The organism is Aeromonas dhakensis, from assembly GCF_002285935.1.
In the GTDB taxonomy this organism is placed as follows: Bacteria; Pseudomonadota; Gammaproteobacteria; order Enterobacterales; family Aeromonadaceae; genus Aeromonas; species Aeromonas dhakensis.
Genome location: NZ_CP023141.1, coordinates 2,789,562 through 2,809,118, shown reverse-complemented (window position 1 = coordinate 2,809,118; position 19,557 = coordinate 2,789,562). Strand labels below are relative to the sequence as shown.

The following is a 19,557-nucleotide window of genomic DNA, read 5'->3' as shown; positions in this document are numbered from 1 at the left end:
GTCTCTCCATGATCACCCGCTCAGAACAGGGCGCTGTTGAGCCACAGGTGCGCCCCTATGCCGACCATATAGCCAAGCAGAATGGCGGGCAACCACTTGAGATGGCCGACGAAGGTATACATGCCCCTCGCCTGCCCCATCAGGGCCACCCCGGCCGCCGAACCGATGGAGAGCAAACTGCCCCCCACGCCGGTGGTCAGGGTCACCAGCAGCCACTGCCCCGCACTCATCTGCGGCTCCATGGAGAGGACCCCATACATCACCGGAATGTTGTCGATAAGGGCGGAGAGCAGGCCGATGGCCACGTTGGCCAGAGTCGGATCCCCCTGGTAGAGCAGTTGGGAGGCGAGCGCCAGATAGCCCATGAAGCCGAGCCCGCCGACGCACATCACCACCCCGTAGAAGAAGAGCAGGGTGTCCCACTCCGCCTTGGCTATCTTGTTGAACACGTCGAACGGCACCATGGAGCCCAGGCGCAGCAGCCGGGCCTCGTCGCCGGTGCGCGCGTACAGCGCCCGCTCGCGGGCCAGGGTAACGGGCTGCGTCTTGCGCAGGTAGAAGCCGAAGAACTGCAAATAGCCGAGCCCCATCATCATGCCGAGCACGGGGGGCAGCGCCAGGAAGTGATGGCAGGCGACCGCGGTCACTATGGTGAGCAGGAAGAGCAGCACTATGGTGAAGGCCCCGCGTCTGAGCACCACCCGCTCGTGGCTCATGGTGGGGGCATGGCGTGGCACCATCAGGCTCATCAGGGTGGCCGGCACCAGAAAGTTGAGCAGGGCGGGCACGAACAGCAGCAGAAACTGCTCGAAGGGCACCTGGCCCGCCTGCCACACCATCAGGGTGGTGATGTCGCCAAAGGGGCTGAAGGCGCCGCCCGCATTGGCCGCCACCACTATGTTGATGCAGGCCAGGTTGATGAAGCGACGCTCCCCGTTGGCCACATGAAGCACGACGGTGCACATCAGCAGCGCCGTGGTGAGGTTGTCCACCACCGGGGAGATGAAGAAGGCGAGGATCCCCGTCAGCCAGAACAGCGAGCGCAGGCTGAGCCTGGTGCGTACCAGGCGGGCGCGCAGGGCGTCGAACAGCAGCCGGTCCTCCATGGCGTTGACATAGGTCATGGCCACCAGCAAGAAGAGCATCAGCTCGGCGTACGCCAGCAGCGTTTGGCGAAATCCCGCCACCGCCAGCGGGCTCTGCCCCTGTCCGGCATAGACGATACCGATGACGATCCAGATGATGCCGGCCGCCACCAGCACGGGCTTGGACTTGCGCAGCTTCAGGTACTCCTCCGCCATCACCAGGGCATAGGCCAGGGCGAAGATGGCCAGAGCAAAGAGGCCGGCGCCGGTGTGCGTCATGGGCAGAGGGCCGCCGTCGGCGAGCGCGGGGGCGCAGAAGAGGCCGAGGATGGCCGAAGAAAACAGACGTGCAGATCCAGACATGGGGCCCCTCTCTTGGAAACCGTCTGGTTTTAAGGCTGACAGTGGACAGGGACGCCCCCCTGCCTTCTCCCTGCTCGCGCCAGGCCCGGGGGGGCGAACGCTTGCATCAGGGGCGCAAGATCAGGCGGCGCTCCTTGCCCCTGCCATCAGGGTTATTTCTTGCCAAACCCCGAGCGTTTGAGGGTGTAGCCGGCACTGTTTTGCCAGGCGTCCAGCCCGCTTCGGTTGTTGCCCGCCACCAGGCTGGCGGCCAGGCTCGGGCTGTTGAACAGCTGATCGGCGGTAAAGACGAAACCCCCTTCGCTGCGCGGGGCCAGGATCCCCTTGCCCAGCAGCTCCTGGCGCAGTTCGATCACTGCCTCGCGCAGGGAAGCCGCATCCTCACCGTTGGCGGTGGAGCCCGCCAGCACCATGAAACCGGGGTTCTGCCGCTTGCCCACCGGATAACCGTGCGCCTCGGCCCCCTTGCCGTTGAAGTGGTAAAGCTCGCGCTCGCCCGGCTTGTTGTCGGAGAGCGCCTTTTGCAGGGTCATCAGCTCGTTGTAAATCTCGATGGGGACCACGGCAGCCTGCTTGGCGCCCTTGCTGTCGACGATAAAACTGACTTGCTTGTGTAACATCCTTGCGCATCCTGTGACCCATGGAGGCCCCTATTCTAACCACCACAGGCGAGCGGGATCCAGCCAGGATCCTCACCTCTTTTGCAGCCTTGATCACTAACTGGCATAGTGGCACTCATCCTGAGGCGAGCCGAGGGCACGTAATGAAAGCCATTGGCCATCAACCGGTTATCCCATGCTGAATCTGCGCAATCTCGGCAAGAGCTTCGATAACGGCAGCGAACGGCTGCCGCTGTTTCACCACCTTGATCTGACCCTGGCGGCCGGCGAGATCACCCTGCTGCTGGGGCAGAGCGGCTGTGGCAAGTCGACCCTGCTGAACCTCATCGCCGGCCTGCTCCCCCCGGATGAGGGGGAGATCTGGCTGGGGGAGACCCGCCTCGACAACCAGTCGGCGGACGAGCGGGCCCGCCTGCGCGGCCGCCATTTCGGCATCGTCTATCAGGACTTCAACCTGCTGCCGACTTTGACCGTGGCCGAGAACCTCGCCCTGCCCCTTGCCATCAACCAGCTTGCCCGCGATGAGACACGCATTGACGGCCTGCTGGAGCGCCTCGATCTCGCCCACAAGCGCCACGCCTGGCCGGAGCAGCTCTCCGGCGGCCAGCGTCAGCGAGTGGCGCTGGCCCGCGCCCTCATTCACCAACCCCAGTGGCTGCTCGCCGACGAGCCCACCGGAAGTCTCGATGAACACAACGCCGAGCAGGTGATGGCGCTGATGATGGCGGCGGTGCGGGGCACCGGCGCCGGCCTCTTGCTGGTGAGCCACAACCCAGCCTACAGCGCCCTGGCGGATCGGGTGCTGCGCCTCGAAGGGGGGCAACTGGTCGAGCTCAAGGGACGCCGCCATGACTGACGCCCGCCACGGAGGGCTGTGATGTTGCCGCTGCCGCTCAAGGCGCTGCTGCGCCTCTATCGCGCCCACCCCTGGCTGCTCTTGATGAGCCTGGTCGGGCTCACCCTGGGGGTCTCTCTGGTGGTGGCCATCGAGCTCTTGAACCACAGCGCCCGCACCAACTTCGTCGCCGCCCGCAGCCAGCTGGCGGGGGAAGCGAACTACCGGCTGGCGCCGGACGGCGGGCTGGACGAGCAACTCTATGTGACGCTGGTGCGCAGCCAGCCAAATCTCGACGCTATGCCCCAGCTGCACGGCTGGCTGCAAGATGAACAGGGGCGCAGTTTTCAGCTGCTGGGGATGGATCTGTTCAACCCCGGCCCCTTGCGCCGGCTGTTTGGCGCCGCGCCGGACAAAGAGCCCACCTTCTCCCTCACCCGCGCCGACAGCGTCTGGCTGGCCGCCCCCGAGGCCAGGCGCCTTGGCTGGCAAACGGGCCAGAGCCGGCGCTTCGTGCTGGGGGGCGCTGAAGGGGCGCCGCCCCGCCCGCTGACCCTCACCCTGGCCGGCACCTTCGAGCCCGGCGCCGTGCCCATGGAGCGGCTGCTGGTGACCGACATCGGCCTCGCCCAGCCCCTGCTTGGCAAAGAAGGGCGGCTCGATCGCATCGTCTTCAAGCTAAGCGAGACGCAAGCTCGTACCCTGCAAACCGCCCTGCAAGCCTATGCCCCTAAGCAGCCCCTCTGGCTCGAACCCATCAGCCCGGCGCTCGATGCCAGTCAGCTCGGCGATGCGCTGGCCCTGAACCTCACTGCCCTCTCCCTGCTCGCCATGGCGGTGGGACTGTTTTTGGTGTTCAACGCCCAGCGCTTCGTGCAGAGCGTGCGCCGCCCCCAGCTGGCCCAGCTCATTATCCTCGGCATGCCGCCGCGCCGGCTGTTGCGCTGGCTGACCCTGGAGATCCTGATCCTTGCCAGCATCGGCACCCTGCTCGGGCTGCTGCTGGGGAGCCTCCTGGCCCTCGCCCTGATGGGGCAGCTCACTCAGGCGCTGGCCGATCTCTATGGCCCCAACCCCATCGATCTGCTGCATCTCTCCCCCGCAAGCCTTGGCAAGGCGCTGGTGATCGGCCTTCTGGGCACCCTTGCCGCCAACCTGCCCGGCTGGTGGCAACTGCTGCGCCAATCCCCCCTTGAGCTGCGAGAAGGCAACAGCCGCCCGCCGACTCATCCCTGGCAACGTCGGGGGCTCGCCATCGTCATCCTGCTGCTCTGCGCGCTCTATCTGTGGCGGCCAGAAACCGGGCTGGGCGGCGCCCTCTTCGTGGCCGGCGGCTGGCTGCTGGCCATGGCGCTCGCCCTGCCCGATGTGCTGCGCGCCGTGCTGGGCCGGCTGCGCCGACGCGAGCGCGGCTCCCTCAGCGCCCGGCTCGGGGTAGCCGAAACCCTCTATCACCTGGATCGCACCGCCATCGCGGTGATGGCGCTGCAACTGGCCATCGCGGCGGCCATCGGCATCGGGGTCATGGTGTCGAGCTTTCGCTCGAGCGTGGAGATCTGGCTCGGCCAGCGCCTGGCCGCCGATCTCTACGTCACCGCTCCCAAGGGGGTGGCCGGCAACAAGGGCGCCCTGAGCGAGCAGACCCTCAACACCATACTCACCGCGCCGGACGTGCGCGCCGCCTCCCGCCGCTCGGTGCATCCGGCCCGCTGGCAGGGACAGCCCATCGAGTGGGCGCAGATGGACTTTATCCCCGAGCTCAAAGCCGCCTATCCGCTGCTGGCCGGACGCTGGCCCGCCACCCCCTACGAGGTGCTGGCGAGCGAACCGCTGACGGTGCGCCTCGGGGTCAAGGTGGGCCAGCGCCTCGAGGTGAGCGGCGAGCAGGGGCCACGCATCTTCACCGTCACCGGCGTCTATCAGGATTACGGCAGCGACAAGGGGCAAATACTGCACGCCTTCGAAGGGGGCAAGGTGCAATCCCTGGCCCTCTTCAGCCAGCACCCAGATCGCCTCTCCGATCGCCTGCGGGCCCAGTTTGGCGAGCGGGTGAACCTGTTGCCCGCCCCCGCCATCCACGCCGCCGCCCTCAGGGTGTTCGACCAGACCTTCGTGGTGACCGAGCTATTGAAGTTGCTGATCCTGGGGATCGCCTTCGTCGGCATCGGCTCGGCCTTTATGGTGCTGGGGCTGGCCCGGCGCGGCGAGTTGCAGACCCTGCAAAGCCTTGGCCTGAGCCCTCGCCACTGCCGCCGGTTGCTGGTGTGGCAGGGTGCGGGCCTCGGGCTGCTCACTGCACTGTTGGCCCTGCCGGTGGGCTATGGTCTTGCCTGGGTGCTGATTGAAGTGGTCAACCCCCGCGCCTTCGGCTGGCGGCTGGCCTTCGAGGCCGCCCCCCTGCACGCCGTCACGGCCCTCCTGCTCGCCCCCGTCTGTGGCGCGCTCGCCTCCTGGTACGCCGCAAGGAGAGTGGTATGACATATCGGTTGGCGCACTGGCTCAGCCATGGCTTGACGTTCCCATTGACCAGATCCCTGTCACCGCCCTTGATTCAGCGCAGAGAAGCGCAGAGAGCTGCCGCGAACCATCCCCTCTCCCTTCGGGAGAGGGCCAGGGTGAGGGGAATCTTGCCCTCTTTACGGACCCTGTGGCTCGCAGCCCCCTTGATCCCGCTTGTTGCCATAAGCGGCCAAACGCAGGCCAGCGATCTGGGGAGCATCCTTGGCGGCGGCAGCGATCACTTCAAAAAGGCCCTGCCGGGCCAGTCCATCAACCTGCCCGTGGATCACGGTGCCCACCCCGACTACCGCTCCGAGTGGTGGTATCTCACCGGCAACCTGAAAGACGAGCAGGGGCGCGACTACGGCATGCAGTGGACCCTGTTTCGCCAAGGCATCGAGCAGGAGATAAAATCCGACAACCCCTGGCTCACTCCCCAGCTCTGGCTGGCCCAGTTCGCCATCACGGATCTGAGCAAAGGCAGCCACCAGCAGGACGAGCGCACCAGCCGCCAGGGGCCAGGGCTCGCCGGTGCCGGCGGCGGTCAGTATTGGCTGAAAGACTGGGTGCTGGCCTCTCAAGGGGAAGCGCTCTTTCCCGCCACCCTCAAGGTGCAAAGCAAGGCGGGGGATCTTGATTTGCAGGTGAGTGCCGCCAAGCCGGCGGTGCTGCAGGGCAAACAGGGCTACAGCGAGAAGAGCCCGGGCAACGCCTCCTTCTACTACTCCTACCCGCGCCTGACCATCAGCGGCACCTTGACCCTGGATGGGGAGACCCGCAACGTCAGCGGTGAGGGCTGGTTTGATCACGAATGGAGCAGCTCGGTATTGGCCGAGTGGCAATCGGGCTGGGACTGGTTTTCGCTGCAATTTGAAGATGGCCGCGAGCTGATGCTGTTTCGCCTGCGCACCAAGGCAGGACGCACTGAGCCGGAGAACCGCTACGGCATCCTGATTGAACGGGACGGCAGCAGCCGGGTGCTGAGCCCAGATCACATCCGCCTCACCCCCGGCAAGACCTGGCGCGGCCCCAAGGGGCAAGCCTACCCCGTCGAGTGGCAGCTTAAGGCCGGGGATCTCAATCTCCGCATCCAGGCGCGCCAGCCCAATCAGGCCATGACAGGGCGCTTTGACTACTGGGAGGGGGCGGTCTTAGTCTCGGGGGATGCCAAGGGCGTCGGTTATCTGGAGATGACTGGCTACTAAGCGGGCCGCTTGGCCGAAAACCTGCCCCCAGCGAGGCTGGAAAATCATTCTCTTGTCTGATATCACCCGGCGGTTGGCCATAGCCTCCTTGCTGATTTATTGCTCAATTTTACCCAGCATCACCCTCTACCCTGTTGCCTGAGTCTGATCCCCGTCAAAAAATCATTCAAAATCCGATCTTTAACTAACTTTCTTCTCACTTAAATTGGTCATCGTTTGATACCTTACTCATCCGACCCTTACAGCCCCAAAGGCAGCCAGGGAGCGACTATGGTTTCCCCCTCTGCAATCCGATTAATAGCAGCACTCTGGGAGCTGAAACCCCGTGCGGTAGCCATCTTATTTGCAGATAAGTGGTGTAAGAAACGAATACCAGTGAGACTCGTGAACGGATAATAACGAAAATCTCGATATATCTATATCATTGATTACATCTAGTCGCATATGGAATTAAATGACAATGATATTTTCAATTTTTCATGAATATCACTTGGCATACGCGAATCATAATTTCATTACTACATTCAAACTTTTCACATAATAAGCATACATATCATTGCACACGTACATCAATAGGTGTTAAATATGAAACTAAAAAAGCTAATAATTAAAAATTTTCGTGGTATAGGATTTGCTGAAATTGACATTGAGAATTTCACCACGCTAGTCGGACCAAATAACATTGGTAAATCAACAATTCTCAATGCTATCCATGTGGTATTAGATAATAAAAAACCTAAATTAGAGGATTGGCCATCACAGAAAGCATCAGAAAATATTATGGAGATCATCTGTGAATTTGGTGATATTGAAGGTTGGGAAAAGAGGAAATCATCAATTTCAACTCTGTTACATAACGACATCCTAAAGGTAAAAATGTCTGCAAGTTGGAACGCCGAGCAAACAGACTATTCATATGAGTATTCAGTCTATTGTGTAGAAACCCAATATCCTTGGACAGGTTTGAGTTATTCTAAGGCGAAAACAGACGAAACATGCAAAGCAATTCTAAAAGAACTAGCAATCACAAATGCGACTGAATATAACGAAAGACAATCTGATTTAGAAGCTTATGCGATTGAAAAAGCACCTCATTTAGTAGTAAATTCTGAAGACTGGCATGTTAAAAAATTCGCAAACTCCTTACAACAAGCCGTTCCTCATGTAATGTATGTACCAGCAAGTTTTAAAATTGAAGATGAATTAAAAGCTACAAATAACAGTCCTTTCTCATTCCTTTTTACTAATAAGCTATTCCCTAAGGTAAAAGGAGATGATAGCTATTCCGCCTACATCACAAAGGCAACAGAACTACAAAATAAGCTGAAGGGAAAATCTGAAGATGGGTCAGAAATTGAAGGGCTTGGGGATGCTTTGAGCGATGTTTCAAAGACACTGAACCAAATACTAGATTTTGATTCTAAGGTTAAACTTGCAGTCGGTGACATCGATATTGAGCCATTATTTATGAAAGCAGCCACTTTCTTAATTGATGATGAAATAGAGACAAGTCTTCAATATCAAGGCAGTGGTGTCCAGAGAGCTTTAGCGTTTGCAATGTTAGAAGCTAATGCCGAAGTCGAATCATCTGTTCAAGGTGAGCAAAGAACGGTCGTGGTTCTATATGAGGAACCAGAACTTTATATCCACCCACATTTAATGCGTCGACTGAAAAACACTCTACAAGTCCGCTCAGAGTCACCAAAGTGGCAGGTTATATGCTCAACACACTCACCATTTCTGATTAACATTGCTGATAAACCTGAATCCTTGAAATTGATAAAAAAAGATGCAGGAAATATTCGCACTGTGCATCAAGTTTCCTCTACTATTTTTGAAGCAACTGAAGAGTATGATGAAAGAGAAATATTGAGAGCTGCATTAGATTTCCATCCAACCGTTTGTGAAAGCTTATTTGCCAAACGTGTTGTAATTGTTGAGGGGGATACTGAAGTTGCGGTATTTAGTATGATCGCAGAACTTGCAGTGAAACTTAACATACAAGACATTATAGATAAAGACACAACTGTTATATCAGCAGGTGGAAAGTGGACAATTGCCGCTCTAGTAAAAGTGTTGAATGCTTTGAAAATTGATTATCGTGTAATTCATGATACAGATCGAAAAAATCTCTCTGATGCCGAACTAGAAAAAAAATCCGCGATCCACCCGTTTAAAGCAAATGCCAAAATTGCTTCTGTGTCAAATGCAGGAAGTGTATTTTTGGTCGATGATACTTTTGAACACGTATTGTGGGATCAAGTTGAAGGGGAAAAAGCCAAATCAACTGACAAACCTTACAACTCGTGGAAGCGAGTTCGTGATTATATTGATGGGAAAGTTGAACTTACTCCAAAGTGTGAAGCAACACTAAAAGAGATCGTGACATTTGCATTCGCAAAAGTGGCATAACCTAATATTCACAAGAGATTATCAATGTAGGGTTTCCCCAGTCCATACGGACCGCTGTAGTTATCGTTGCGGTGTTTGATTTTAGTGTTTTTCATTGGTATGTATTTAATATGTTGTCACAAGTAAATCTCTAAGACTTCCACAGATTTAGTCAACCCATAAAACCCCGGCAGAACAAGTTCTGCCGGGGTTTTATTTATCTCGCCGCCTGCTCCACCAGATAGAGGATGCTGTGATAGGGAATGCCGGCGTGCTGGCTAAGCCCCATTTCGCAGGTGCGGCTATTGCTAAATCCCTGACGGCAATCCCTGGGCACCTGGGCGGGCAGGCTGGCAAGCGCCGCGGCGTTGAGCTCCGGGGTCATCAGCCCCTTGTCGCCGGAAAAGCCGCAGCACTGGATATGCTCTGGGATTATCACCTCGCGGGCGCAGGCGCGGGCCACCGCCAGCATCTTATCGCCGAGCCCCATGCGCCGGCTGCTGCAGGTGATATGCAGCATCACAGTCTCATCGATGGGGGTCAGCTCAAGGTGGGGCAGCAGGTGTTCCAGCACAAAGGTAGCGGGTTCAAACACCCGAAGGCCCTTGCCAAGCGCCCCCGACAGCAGCCGCTGCACACAGGGGCTAGTGTCGAGCAGCACGGGCCAGCGCCCCTGCTCGCTTGCCTGCCACAGGGCCTCGGCCAGATCAGTACGCTTGGCTTCCGCTACCTCACTCATCCCCTTGCTGTCATAGGGCATGCCGCAGCAGAGCCCCTCAACTCTCGCCGGCACTATGACCCGGCAGCCCGCCTTCTTGAGCAGGGAGTACACAACGTCCGGCAGTGACGGGGCCTCCTCCTGCTGCCCGAATACCCGACTGGCGCACGACGGCAGATAGACCACGGTGCGATCCCCTCCAATGTCCTCGCTGGATCCGCTATGGCTCCCCTCCCCTTGCGGCCACTGGTAGTGGCTCGGCCCCGGCAGGGTGGGCAGCCAGGCGGGGGTACGCTGGCCGCTCAGATGGCGAACCCCGTTCACCAATCCTGCCAGCGCCTTGTCTCCCAACAGCTTGCCGGCAATGGCTTTGAGGCCCAGCGCACCGCGTGCCGTGCGGGTAACGCCGGCGAAGTGATCGGCGCTCCAGCGGGCGATGGGCACAAAACGACTGTACTTTTCGTGGCGCAATTTCTTGATCAGGCTGCCGGTATTGATGCCCACCGGGCAGCGATCGGCGCAGAGCCCGGTGGCGGCGCAGGTCTCAATCCCTTGATAGTCAAACAGCCGTGCCAGCTGGTTGGAGGGCTCATCAGCACGATTGCGGCGGGCCAGTTCGCGATAGAGCACGATGCGCTGGCGCGGCGAGAGCGACAGGGTGCGCGAGGGGCAGACCGCCTCGCAAAAGCCGCACTCGATGCACGGATCGACGATGGCATCGCTCGCCGGCATGGGCTTGAGGTGGGCCAGATGGGCGTTGGGGTCATCGTTGATGATGACGCCGGGATTGAGCAGGCCATCGGGGTCCAGCAGCGCCTTGATGCGCCGCATCAGTGCCATCCCCTCCGGTCCCCATTCCAGCTCCACATAGGGGGCCATGTTGCGGCCGGTGCCGTGCTCGGCCTTGAGCGACCCGCCAAAGCGCACGGCGACCAGCTCGGCCACCGCATCCATAAAGGCGCCGTAGCGGGCCACCTGGGACGGATCATCAAAGCCCTGGGTAAAGACGAAGTGCAGGTTTCCCTCCAGCGCGTGGCCGAAGATGATGGCTTCACCGTATTCGAAGCGATCGAACAGTTGCTGCAACCCCGCCACCCCCTCTGCCAGACGCTCGATGGGAAAGGCGACATCCTCGATGATGACGGTGGTGCCGGTGGTGCGCACCGCCCCCACCGCCGGGAAGAGCCCCTTGCGAATGGCCCAGAGGCCGGCGCTGTCGCCGGTAAAGGGCACAGAGGCGACCCGGGCGAACTCGGCCGCCATGGCCATCACCTGCTCGCAGCGATCCACCAGCTCCTCTTTCGATTCCCCATGCACCTCGACAAGCAGGGCACAAGCAGCCAGGTCCAGCGTCTTGATAAAGTCCGGCAGGCCGGGCTTGCCCGCGACCGAGCGAAGGGAGCGCCCATCCATCAGCTCCACCGCCGCCACCGGCGCACTTTTCAGGCGCGAGGTGGCCAGACAGGCCTGCTCGGCGTCCCGAAACACCAGCAGGGCCGAGGCCTTGTGGGGGTATTCCGGCACGGTATCGAGCACCACCTCAGCGATAAAGCCGAGGGTCCCCTCCGAGCCAATCATCAGGTGGGTGAGGATATCGATGGGGTCCTCATGGTCGAGCAGGGCATTGATGGCGTAGCCGGTGGTGTTCTTGAGCCGGTACTTGTGACGAATTTTGGCGGCAAGCTCGGCGTTCGCCAGCACCTCGGCGCGCAAGGCGGCAAGCCCCGTGAGCAGCTCCGGGCGCTTGGCCGCCAAGGCGGCGCGGCTGTGAGGATCGCCACTCTCCAGCACGGTGCCATCGGCCAGCAGCAAGGTCATGGCGTGCAGGGTGTGATAGCTGTTGTGGGCGGTGCCGCAGCACATGCCGCTCGCGTTGTTGGCGGCGATGCCGCCGAGCTTGCAGGCGTTGATGGAGGCAGGATCCGGCCCAATCTTGCGCCCCAGAGGCGCCAGATAGCGGTTGGCATCGGCGCCGATCACCCCGGGTTGCAGGGCAATGCGGGCCCCCTCGTCCAGAATGCGGTGGCCGCGCCAGCTGTCGGTCAGGGTGATGAGCACCGAATCGCTCAGGGCCTGGCCCGAGAGGCTGGTGCCGGCGGCGCGAAAGGTGCACGGCAGGTGCAATTCGCGGCACACCGCCAGCACAAAGCGCACTTCATCGAGGGAGTCGAGGCGTACGATGCGCTCTGGCACCAACCGGTAGAAGCTGGCGTCCGTGCCGTGGGCGAGGCGCAGATCCGGGTCGCTCACCAGCCGCTCTGGCGGGATGCGCGAGAGCACGGCGGCGTCAAACTGGTTCCAGCGCATCAGCAATCCTCCACCAGCACCACCAAGAGGCGACTCGGGCCATGGGCACCGTAGGCCAGGGTCTGCTGGATATCGGCGGTCTTGGAGGGGCCGGAGACCAGCAACAGATTGGTGGGCATGGCCTGCTGCCAGCGCCCGGCCTCCACCAGCCCCGCCAGGTTGTCGGCGATGGTGGAGGCCGCCAGCAGGGCGATATGGCAGGGTGGCACCAGGGATAGGGTGCGCGGCTCACCGCTATCCGGCAGCAACACCAGCGTCCCGGTATCGGCGATGGCCCCCGCGCAGTGGGTGATGCCAGCCTGACAGACGTCGAACAGCTCGTCTTTCCAGCCGGCGAACTCCCCCGCCGGGGTCAACACAGAGCGCCCGGCGTTGGCGGCCGCGACCGCCGCCTGCCAGCGGCCGCCCTGGCCACAGGCCAGATGCGTCACTCCCTCTTCATCCAGCCAGGCGGCCAGATCCTGGGCCAGGGTCGCCTCCTTGACGGTGAGGATCTCGGCGTGGCTGGCGGTGATCATGCCAAGAAAGCGCTCACGCCGCGCGTTGTCATCTTCCCCGCGCCAAGGCTGCCAGCCATGGGGGGCGTGGGCAATGGGGGTGGCGCCGCCGCGCAGGCGGTTCAAGATAGCCTCTTTGCTCGACATCTCAGGACTCCTTCTTCTTCTGGCGCAGCAGGGCGTGCAGGCTCTGGGGGGCGGGTTTGGGGGCTTCGCGGCACTGGGTCCAGGGGCCAAGATGCTTTGGCATCAGCCCACGCAGGCGACCGGCCACACCGGTCGCGGCGTGATAGAGGCGCGGGTGGGTGGCGGCAAAGGCAAAGCCCTGCATGGCAAGCGTCTCGAGCCGGCTCCTGGCCGCCCCCTGCCCCGCCAGCGGTTCGTGACCGGGCTGGGCGTCGTGCTTGGCCTCCCGCCGCAGGCGCTGCAACAGGTCGGGTATGGGGATGCGCACCGGGCACACCTCGCCGCAGGCACCGCACAGACTGGATGCGGTCACCAGATCGCTCGTGCTTTCCAGCCCCAGCAGGTGGGGGGAGATGATCTTGCCAATGGGGCCCGGGTAGATGGTGCCGTAGGCATGACCGCCGATGCGAGTGTAGACCGGGCAGTGGTTCATGCAGGCGCCGCAGCGGATGCACTGCAGGGTCTTGCGCAGCTCCTCGTCCCGATAGGCCTGGCTGCGGCCGTTGTCGAGCAGCACCAGGTGCACCTCGTCCGGACCATCCAGCTCTCCTTCCCGGCGCGGGCCGCTGATGACGTTGAAATAGGTGGTGATGGCCTGGCCGGTGGCCGAGCGGGTCAGGGCGCTGTAAAGGGGCGGCACGTCGGAGAGGAACTCCACCACCTTCTCGATGCCGGTGATGGCCACGTGGACCTTGGGCACAGTGGTGCACATGCGCCCGTTGCCCTCGTTCTCCACCAGACACAGGCTGCCAGTCTCGGCCACCGCGAAGTTGACGCCGGAGAGCCCCATGCCGGCACGGCGAAACTCTTCACGCAGGGACCGCCGTCCGGTCTGGATCAACTCATCCACATCAGTGGTGGGGGTGAAATCCGCCAGATTGCCGGCGAAGGTGTCGCTCACCTCCTGCTTGTTCTTGTGGATGGCGGGCATGATGATGTGGGACGGGGTGTCGCCGTCGAGCTGGACGATAAACTCCCCCATGTCGCTCTCAAGGCAACGGATGCCGTGGCGCGCCATCTCGTGATTGAAGCCCACCTCCTCGCTCACCATGGACTTGCCCTTGACGATGCTGCTCACTCCATGTTGCTGGGCGATGCCGAGGATGATGGCGTTGGCCTCGGCCGGCGTCTGGGCCCAGTGCACCCGGATGCCGTTACGCTCGCAGTTGGTTTCGAGCTGCACCAAAAGATCGGGCAGGCGCGAGAGACAGCGCTGGCGGATCTGCTCCGCCGCATCGCGCACCGCCGCTTCTTCCTGCGGGTCAGAGAAGGCATCCCGCCGCTTGGTGCGCAGGTAATCCATGGCGCCGCGAAAATTCTGGCGCAGCACGGGGTCGGCCAGGGCCGCCTCGGCCTGGGGATGGAAGCGACGCGGCGAATACTTGGCGTGCTCACTCATGATGGGCCTCCTGTTTTGGCTCTTGTAAGCACTGAGCCACCGGCTCGCTATGGGCGAGCAGGAAGCTGGCCAGGTGCATGGCGGGCAGTGTCTTGCCCTGATAGGCCAGGGATCCCTTGATGTTCAAGAGGCACCCCCAGTCTGCGCTCACCAGGGTATCGGCACCGGTCGCCAGCAGGTGGCGGGTCTTGTCTTCGACCATGGCCTGGCTGATGTGGGGATGGCGCACCGAGAAGGTGCCGCCAAAGCCGCAGCACTCGCTCTCGTAGGCCTGCTCATGCAGGGTCACGCCCTCGAGCTGCCCCAGCAGGCTGCGGGCCGTGGTGTGCACCTGCATCTCGCGCCGGGCCGAGCAGGAGGTGTGCATGACGATGCTTGCCCTCCCCACCCCACGCCAGCACACCCGGCAGACCCGGGCCAGAAACTCGGTGAGCTCGAACACCCGCTCGCAAAACGCTGCCACCTCGCTGCTCTCTGGAAAGAGGCGAGCATAGTGGTGGTGCATCATGCCGCCGCAGGAGCCCGACAACACCACCACAGGCCAGGGCTCGGGGAAGAGTGCCATCTGGCTTTGCGCCACCTGGCGCGCCTCCTCTTCATGACCCGAGGTGTAGGCCGGCTGCCCGCAGCAGGTCTGTTTCTCGACAAAGTGCACCCTTATCCCTTCCCGCTCGAGCAGGGCGATGGCATCGAGCCCCGCCACCGGGTCGAACAGGTCCACCAGACAGGTGGCGTAGAGATAGACATCGGCCGGCTTGGCCGGATAGACCCGCATTACCTTCATCACTTGCTCTCCTTTACTTCAACTGCAGCAGGACGTCCGAGACATGGAAGCTGTACATGAGCGCCAGCCCGATAAGGCCGGTGGCCAGCAGGTAGTAGAGGGTCGGCAGCGCGGTCTTGCGCAGCGTCGCCCCCTCACGACCGAGCAGCCCCACGGTGGCCGAGGCCGCCACCACGTTGTGGATGGCGATCATGTTGCCGGCCGCCGCGCCAACGGCCTGCAGCGCCAGCATGGCGGCGGTGGAGACGCCGAGGGTCTGCGCCACCTCGAACTGGAACTGGCTGAACATCATGTTCGACACCGTGTTGGAGCCGGCGATAAAGGCCCCCAGCGCGCCTATGGTGGCGCTCAGGGCCGGGAAGAACTCCCCCACCAGCCCGGCGGCAAAATTGGCCGTGGTCACCGGCATGCTGGCGAGATCCGCCCCGTTGACGCCGGAGTTGATGAAGATGCGCACCATGGGCACGGTGAAGATGAGCACGAAGCCTGCGCCGATCAGGGTGCGGCTCGACTCGCTCACGGCGCGGCCGAAGGGCGCCAGGGCACGGGCCTGAATGAGGGTGGCGAGCAGGGCGCAGAGCACCAGCAGGCCCCCCGGCAGGTAGAGCGGTTCAATGGAGGCGCTGATTCCCTTCTCCCCCAAGAGGTCTGTGAAGGCGAGGCTCACCGACAGGAGGCTCGCCTTGAACTCCGGGCTCACCCGGCTCGCCACCAGCAGGAGCGCCAGCGCCACATAGGGGAGCCAGGCCAGCAGCAGGGACATGGGGCGGCCGGCGGCCTCTTTGAGATCGAGCTTGAGGGAGCCCAGCCACTCGGCGGGCCACTCCTGCTCGGGGGCGAAATCCCAGCTGGTTTTTGGCACCAGAAAACCGGCTCGCGCCGCCGTCACCACCAGGGCCAGCCCCACCAGCCCGCCGATGAGGGACGGAAACTCGGGGCCGAGCAGCATGCCGGTCAGGGCATAGGGCACGGTGAAGGCGAGCCCGGCAAAAATCGCGAACGGCAGGATGGCGAGCCCCTCGGTCCAGCTGCGGTGGCGCCCGAAGAAGCGGGTCAGCATCATCACCATCAGCACCGGCATCAGGGTGCCGACCGCGGCGTGAATGAGGGCCACGTTGGTAGTCACCTGCTGCAGGTAGACCTCCCAGCTGCTGCCGCCGGCGCTCAGGGTCTGGCCGATGGCCTGACTGTCGAGCCCCTTGTTGATCCCTACCAGAATGGGGGTGCCCACCGCACCGAACGACACCGGGGTGGACTGGATCATCATGCCGAGCAGCACCGCGGCCAGCGCCGGAAAGCCGATGGCCACCAGCAGCGGCGCCGCGATGGCGGCCGGGGTACCAAAACCGGAGGCCCCTTCGATAAAGGCGCCGAAGCACCAGGCGATGATGATGGCCTGGATGCGCCGGTCCGGCGAGATGTTGGTGAAACCGCCGCGAATGGCGCTGATGGCGCCGGTGTGTTTCAGGGTGTTGAGCATCAGGATGGCGCCGAACACGATCCAGAGCACGGTCACCGTGATGATGAGCCCCTGCAGGCTGGAGGCGAGCACCCGGGTCGGGCTCATCTGCCAGCCCCACAGGGCGATGAATACGGTCAGGATAAAGGCGATGGGCATGGCGCGCTTGGCGGGCCAGTTGAGGCCGACCAGCAGCACGGCGGCCACCACGATCGGCGAGAAGGCCACCAGGGCCAACAGGGTATCTGTCATCATTGCGTCCTTGTCCGAGCGGTGCAGAGGCGCACCTTGTTGTTGTTTTGTTAAGCGGACGTGACCTTACCCTGTTCTTTTTTCGCGATATATGGAAATAATGAACAACATTCGTTCCAAAAATCGATCAATATGGCCAGTACCGACGACCTCATTCTCTTCGCCCAGGTGGTGGAGGCCGGCTCCTTCAGCAAGGTGGCCGAGCAAAATTCCCTGACAAATTCAGTGGTTAGCAAGCGTATCGGGCGTCTTGAAGAGGAGCTCGGGGTGCAGCTGCTCTATCGCACCACCCGCCGGCTCACCCTGAGCGAGGCGGGCAAGGAGCTCTATCAGGGTGCCAAAAATGTGAAGGCCGCCGCACTGGACGCCTTCGATGCGGTGGCAGGATTCGGTGAAAAGGTGAGCGGTCATGTGCGGATGTCGGTGCCCACCATTTCGGGGGAGCTGCTGCTGGCAGATGCGGTGGCCGATTTTTGCCAGCAGCACCCCGGGCTCACGGTGGAGATGTCGCTGGACAACCGCTTCGTCAATCTGGTGGAAGAGGGGTTCGACCTGGTCATTCGCACCGGCTATCTGGATGATTCGAGCCTGATTGCCCGCCACATCCTCGACTCCCAGTGGGTGATCTGCGCCGCCCCCGCCTACGTGCGCCGCTTCGGGGCGCCGCGCGAGCCGTCAGACTTGCTCACCCACAACTGCCTGCGCTACGCCTACCAGAGCACAGGGGCCTCGGAGTGGGCCTTCAAGGGGGAACAGGGGGACTATCTGCTGTCGGTGTCGGGGAGCTTTTGCACCGACAACGCGGGGGCCCTGCGCAAGGCGGCGCTGGGGGGGCGCGGCATCGTCTATGTGCCGCGCTGCCTCGTCTATCACGACCTGATGAACGGGGATCTGGTGGACTTGTTTCCGGACCGGGTGGGCAAGAAGCTCGGCATCTACGCCGTCTACCCCTTCACCCGCCAGCCGCCGCGCAAGATAAGGCTGCTGATCGAGCACATCCGCCAGCGCTACCTCGATATCGCTCACTACTTCGGCTGACGGGGGATGGCGGTCATCCCGTGTCTACGGGGGGCTTTTTTGACCCAGGCGGCAGCGTTGCCTACCATGGCTCTCCCCTTCAGCGCGCTGGCTCAAGCCACCAAGACCGCCTCAAGCAGGCGGTTGGCGCCAATTCAGCCGGGCTGGGCGGTGAGAAAGGCCAGCGACTGGCGGTTGAAATGCTCGGGCCGCTCCACGTTGCAGACGTGACCGCAGCCGTCGATGATCTCGAGCCGGCTGTAGGGATCGCGCGCCACCTGCTCGCGCACCGGCGCCAGGAACATGTGATCCTGCTCCCCCATCACATAGAGGGTGGGAATGGGCAGGGCCCGCTCCTTGAAATAGCGCATCAGGGGGTTCACCTCGGTGGCGAGGCGAAACCAGCGCTTGAACTCTTGTTGGCACAATTTGCGCGCCTCGCGCACGAACAGGTTGCGCGACTCCTGATGGTGCTGGCGCGGCATGATGATGAAGGCAAACAAGCGGTAGAGCCACATGTAGGGCAGGATGTGCTGGCCGAGACGGCCGAGCTGCACCAGCACCCGCGAGCGGATGTCGAGGCGCAAAATGGCGCCGCCCAGCACCATGCTCTTGACCCGCTCGGGGCAGAGCTCCGCCAGATGGCGAATGAGGATGGTGCCAAGGGAGATGCCGACGAAGTGGGCGCGGCGAATGTTGAGGTGATCGAGCAGTTGCAGGATATCCTCGGTCACCGCCCGAAAGCTGTAGTGGCCCTTGATCACCTGCTGCAGCTTGTGGGACTGGCCGTGGCCGCGCAAGTCCAGCAGCAGCACGTTGAAGTGCTCGCGATAGGCCCGCAGCTGCTTGAACCAGATGGAGGAGCTACCGCCCGCCCCGTGCACGAAGACTACCCAATCCCGCTCGGGACCCAGCTCGAAGGTCTTGTGATACAGCATCTTGCGACTCCCTCATCGACGGCATTGGGGTATAGTAGGCGCGCATCTTAGCAGATTTTTTCACCCGACTAATACGTTTGCACCGCAAGCGGCGAGGAGCATGACCATGGAGTTGACCCGTTTGAGATCCTTTCTGCTGACCCTGCCGGGCGCCCAGGAGGATACCCCCTTCGGCCCTGAAATCCTGGTCTATCGCATCGCCGGCAAGATGTTTGCCCTGCTGGACTGGCAGGCCGAGCCGCTGCGGCTGAACCTCAAGTGCGAACCCGAGCTGGCCCTGCTGCTGCGCGAACTGCACCCCGAGGTCAAACCGGGCTGGCACATGAACAAGCAACACTGGAACACGGTCACCTTCAGCGATGGCCTGGCCGACGATCTCTGGCAGGGCTGGGTGCATCACTCCTATGAACGGGTGGTGGCAGGTCTGCCCAAGGCCAAGCGCCCGCAGGCACCCCAGCGATGAGCCCCGCCATGGCGGCAGAGCCCAGGCTTGTCCGGCTGAACGAGCAGCACATCCCCGCCCTTTGCACCCTGTTCGAGCAGTCGGTGCGAAGGATAGGCCCGCAGCACTACAGCCAGGAGCAGGTGGAGCAGTGGGCCCTCGGCGCCCGTCATCCCGGCTTTGTCGGCCAGCTGCGCGAGCACCACGGCTGGGTGCTGGAGCAAAACGGTGAGCCGCTCGGTTTCGTGACCCTGAGCCAGGATGGTCACCTCAGCCTGCTCTATGTGAGCGCCGATCACCCGCGCCTGGGCTATGGCGGCCTGCTGCTGGCCGCGGTCCTCGCCGAGGCGCAACGACTCGGACTCAAACAGCTGACGACAGAGGCCAGCGCCTTCAGCTATGGGCTATTTTTACGGTATGGCTTTGAGCTGACCGGATTGGAGAGCGTGGAGCGCGGCGGGGTCGGTTTTATCCGTTATCGCCTGCACTGTCGCTTGCCAAGCTAGGTCCAGCCACTAAAATACGCACAGTTTTTCCGTATTGTTGAGGATTGAGGCCGC

At 62.0% G+C, this 19,557-nt stretch carries 15 protein-coding genes; 7 read left to right on the top strand and 8 right to left on the bottom strand.

Going from position 1 to position 19,557, the window contains the following annotated elements:
• Positions 1 to 20 precede the first annotated feature (20 nt).
• Together nhaD and CK627_RS13285 are read right to left on the bottom strand one after the other, a co-directional pair.
• A complete protein-coding gene (nhaD, locus tag CK627_RS13290; RefSeq protein ID WP_017778870.1) occupies positions 21 to 1,448 on the bottom strand; it encodes a sodium:proton antiporter NhaD in 1,428 nt (475 codons plus the stop codon).
• Positions 1,449 to 1,600: 152 nt separating this feature from the next.
• Positions 1,601 to 2,068: a DUF4357 domain-containing protein gene (locus CK627_RS13285; RefSeq protein WP_005302024.1), complete on the bottom strand. Its 468-nt coding sequence runs from the start codon at positions 2,066 to 2,068 to the stop codon at positions 1,601 to 1,603.
• A 175-nt stretch (positions 2,069 to 2,243) separates the two neighbouring features.
• Between CK627_RS13285 and CK627_RS13280 the strand changes: the two genes are divergently transcribed.
• From CK627_RS13280 to CK627_RS13265, 4 genes are all read left to right on the top strand, one after another.
• Positions 2,244 to 2,924, top strand: coding sequence for an ABC transporter ATP-binding protein (locus CK627_RS13280; RefSeq protein ID WP_017784087.1), 681 nt, complete (start codon positions 2,244 to 2,246; stop codon positions 2,922 to 2,924).
• Between the two features lie 21 nt (positions 2,925 to 2,945).
• Positions 2,946 to 5,381, top strand: a complete 2,436-nt coding sequence (locus tag CK627_RS13275; protein ID WP_095592567.1) for an FtsX-like permease family protein — start codon at positions 2,946 to 2,948, stop codon at positions 5,379 to 5,381.
• A gap of 185 nt (positions 5,382 to 5,566) precedes the next feature.
• A complete protein-coding gene (locus CK627_RS13270; protein WP_167385348.1) occupies positions 5,567 to 6,607 on the top strand; it encodes a lipocalin-like domain-containing protein in 1,041 nt (346 codons plus the stop codon).
• A 585-nt stretch (positions 6,608 to 7,192) separates the two neighbouring features.
• On the top strand, positions 7,193 to 9,019 hold the full coding sequence (locus tag CK627_RS13265; RefSeq protein ID WP_095592565.1) for an ATP-dependent nuclease: 1,827 nt from the start codon (positions 7,193 to 7,195) through the stop codon (positions 9,017 to 9,019).
• A 196-nt stretch (positions 9,020 to 9,215) separates the two neighbouring features.
• On the opposite strand, the gene CK627_RS13260 is transcribed toward CK627_RS13265, so the two are convergent.
• From CK627_RS13260 to CK627_RS13240, 5 genes are read right to left on the bottom strand one after another with little or no spacing between them, the layout of a single operon-like run.
• The gene (locus tag CK627_RS13260) at positions 9,216 to 12,023 is read right to left on the bottom strand and encodes an FAD-binding and (Fe-S)-binding domain-containing protein (protein ID WP_095592564.1); all 2,808 of its coding nucleotides are present in this window, start codon (positions 12,021 to 12,023) and stop codon (positions 9,216 to 9,218) included.
• Positions 12,023 to 12,667, bottom strand: a complete 645-nt coding sequence (locus CK627_RS13255; RefSeq protein ID WP_095592563.1) for a LutC/YkgG family protein — start codon at positions 12,665 to 12,667, stop codon at positions 12,023 to 12,025. The genes CK627_RS13260 and CK627_RS13255 overlap by 1 nt, the downstream gene beginning before the upstream one ends.
• Before the next feature lies 1 nt (position 12,668).
• A complete protein-coding gene (locus CK627_RS13250; protein ID WP_095592562.1) occupies positions 12,669 to 14,105 on the bottom strand; it encodes a LutB/LldF family L-lactate oxidation iron-sulfur protein in 1,437 nt (478 codons plus the stop codon).
• Positions 14,098 to 14,889, bottom strand: coding sequence for a (Fe-S)-binding protein (locus tag CK627_RS13245; RefSeq protein WP_095592561.1), 792 nt, complete (start codon positions 14,887 to 14,889; stop codon positions 14,098 to 14,100). Before CK627_RS13245 ends, CK627_RS13250 begins: the two co-directional genes overlap by 8 nt.
• Positions 14,890 to 14,902: 13 nt before the next feature.
• Positions 14,903 to 16,600, bottom strand: a complete 1,698-nt coding sequence (locus tag CK627_RS13240) for an L-lactate permease (protein WP_095592560.1) — start codon at positions 16,598 to 16,600, stop codon at positions 14,903 to 14,905.
• 60 nt (positions 16,601 to 16,660) lie between these two features.
• On the opposite strand from CK627_RS13240, the gene CK627_RS13235 reads away from it, so the two are divergent.
• Positions 16,661 to 17,638 carry a LysR family transcriptional regulator gene (locus CK627_RS13235; protein WP_017778861.1) on the top strand — a complete coding sequence of 326 codons (978 nt, stop codon included), beginning with the start codon at positions 16,661 to 16,663 and terminating at the stop codon, positions 17,636 to 17,638.
• A 134-nt stretch (positions 17,639 to 17,772) separates the two neighbouring features.
• Here CK627_RS13235 and CK627_RS13230 read toward each other — a convergent pair whose 3' ends face one another.
• Positions 17,773 to 18,555, bottom strand: coding sequence for an alpha/beta fold hydrolase (locus tag CK627_RS13230; protein ID WP_095592559.1), 783 nt, complete (start codon positions 18,553 to 18,555; stop codon positions 17,773 to 17,775).
• 106 nt (positions 18,556 to 18,661) lie between these two features.
• Between CK627_RS13230 and CK627_RS13225 the strand changes: the two genes are divergently transcribed.
• Positions 18,662 to 19,018 carry an MmcQ/YjbR family DNA-binding protein gene (locus CK627_RS13225; protein WP_016351046.1) on the top strand — a complete coding sequence of 119 codons (357 nt, stop codon included), beginning with the start codon at positions 18,662 to 18,664 and terminating at the stop codon, positions 19,016 to 19,018.
• Positions 19,015 to 19,503 (top strand): GNAT family N-acetyltransferase, encoded by a 489-nt coding sequence (locus tag CK627_RS13220; protein ID WP_095592558.1) that lies wholly within the window; start codon positions 19,015 to 19,017, stop codon positions 19,501 to 19,503. The genes CK627_RS13225 and CK627_RS13220 overlap by 4 nt, the downstream gene beginning before the upstream one ends.
• The last annotated feature ends 54 nt before the right edge of the window (positions 19,504 to 19,557 follow it).

Excerpts from the sequence above, each read along its gene's own strand:
- CK627_RS13255 (WP_095592563.1), bottom strand. The coding sequence starts at position 12,667 with ATGTCGAGCAAAGAGGCTATCTTGAACCGCCTGCGCGGCGGCGCCACC.
- nhaD (WP_017778870.1), bottom strand. The coding sequence starts at position 1,448 with ATGTCTGGATCTGCACGTCTGTTTTCTTCGGCCATCCTCGGCCTCTTC.
- CK627_RS13250 (WP_095592562.1), bottom strand. The coding sequence starts at position 14,105 with ATGAGTGAGCACGCCAAGTATTCGCCGCGTCGCTTCCATCCCCAGGCC.
- CK627_RS13280 (WP_017784087.1), top strand. The coding sequence starts at position 2,244 with ATGCTGAATCTGCGCAATCTCGGCAAGAGCTTCGATAACGGCAGCGAA.
- CK627_RS13225 (WP_016351046.1), top strand. The coding sequence starts at position 18,662 with ATGGAGTTGACCCGTTTGAGATCCTTTCTGCTGACCCTGCCGGGCGCC.
- CK627_RS13285 (WP_005302024.1), bottom strand. The coding sequence starts at position 2,068 with ATGTTACACAAGCAAGTCAGTTTTATCGTCGACAGCAAGGGCGCCAAG.
- CK627_RS13260 (WP_095592564.1), bottom strand. The coding sequence starts at position 12,023 with ATGCGCTGGAACCAGTTTGACGCCGCCGTGCTCTCGCGCATCCCGCCA.
- CK627_RS13230 (WP_095592559.1), bottom strand. The coding sequence starts at position 18,555 with ATGCTGTATCACAAGACCTTCGAGCTGGGTCCCGAGCGGGATTGGGTA.
- CK627_RS13220 (WP_095592558.1), top strand. The coding sequence starts at position 19,015 with ATGAGCCCCGCCATGGCGGCAGAGCCCAGGCTTGTCCGGCTGAACGAG.
- CK627_RS13245 (WP_095592561.1), bottom strand. The coding sequence starts at position 14,889 with ATGAAGGTAATGCGGGTCTATCCGGCCAAGCCGGCCGATGTCTATCTC.
- CK627_RS13265 (WP_095592565.1), top strand. The coding sequence starts at position 7,193 with ATGAAACTAAAAAAGCTAATAATTAAAAATTTTCGTGGTATAGGATTT.
- CK627_RS13240 (WP_095592560.1), bottom strand. The coding sequence starts at position 16,600 with ATGACAGATACCCTGTTGGCCCTGGTGGCCTTCTCGCCGATCGTGGTG.
- CK627_RS13275 (WP_095592567.1), top strand. The coding sequence starts at position 2,946 with ATGTTGCCGCTGCCGCTCAAGGCGCTGCTGCGCCTCTATCGCGCCCAC.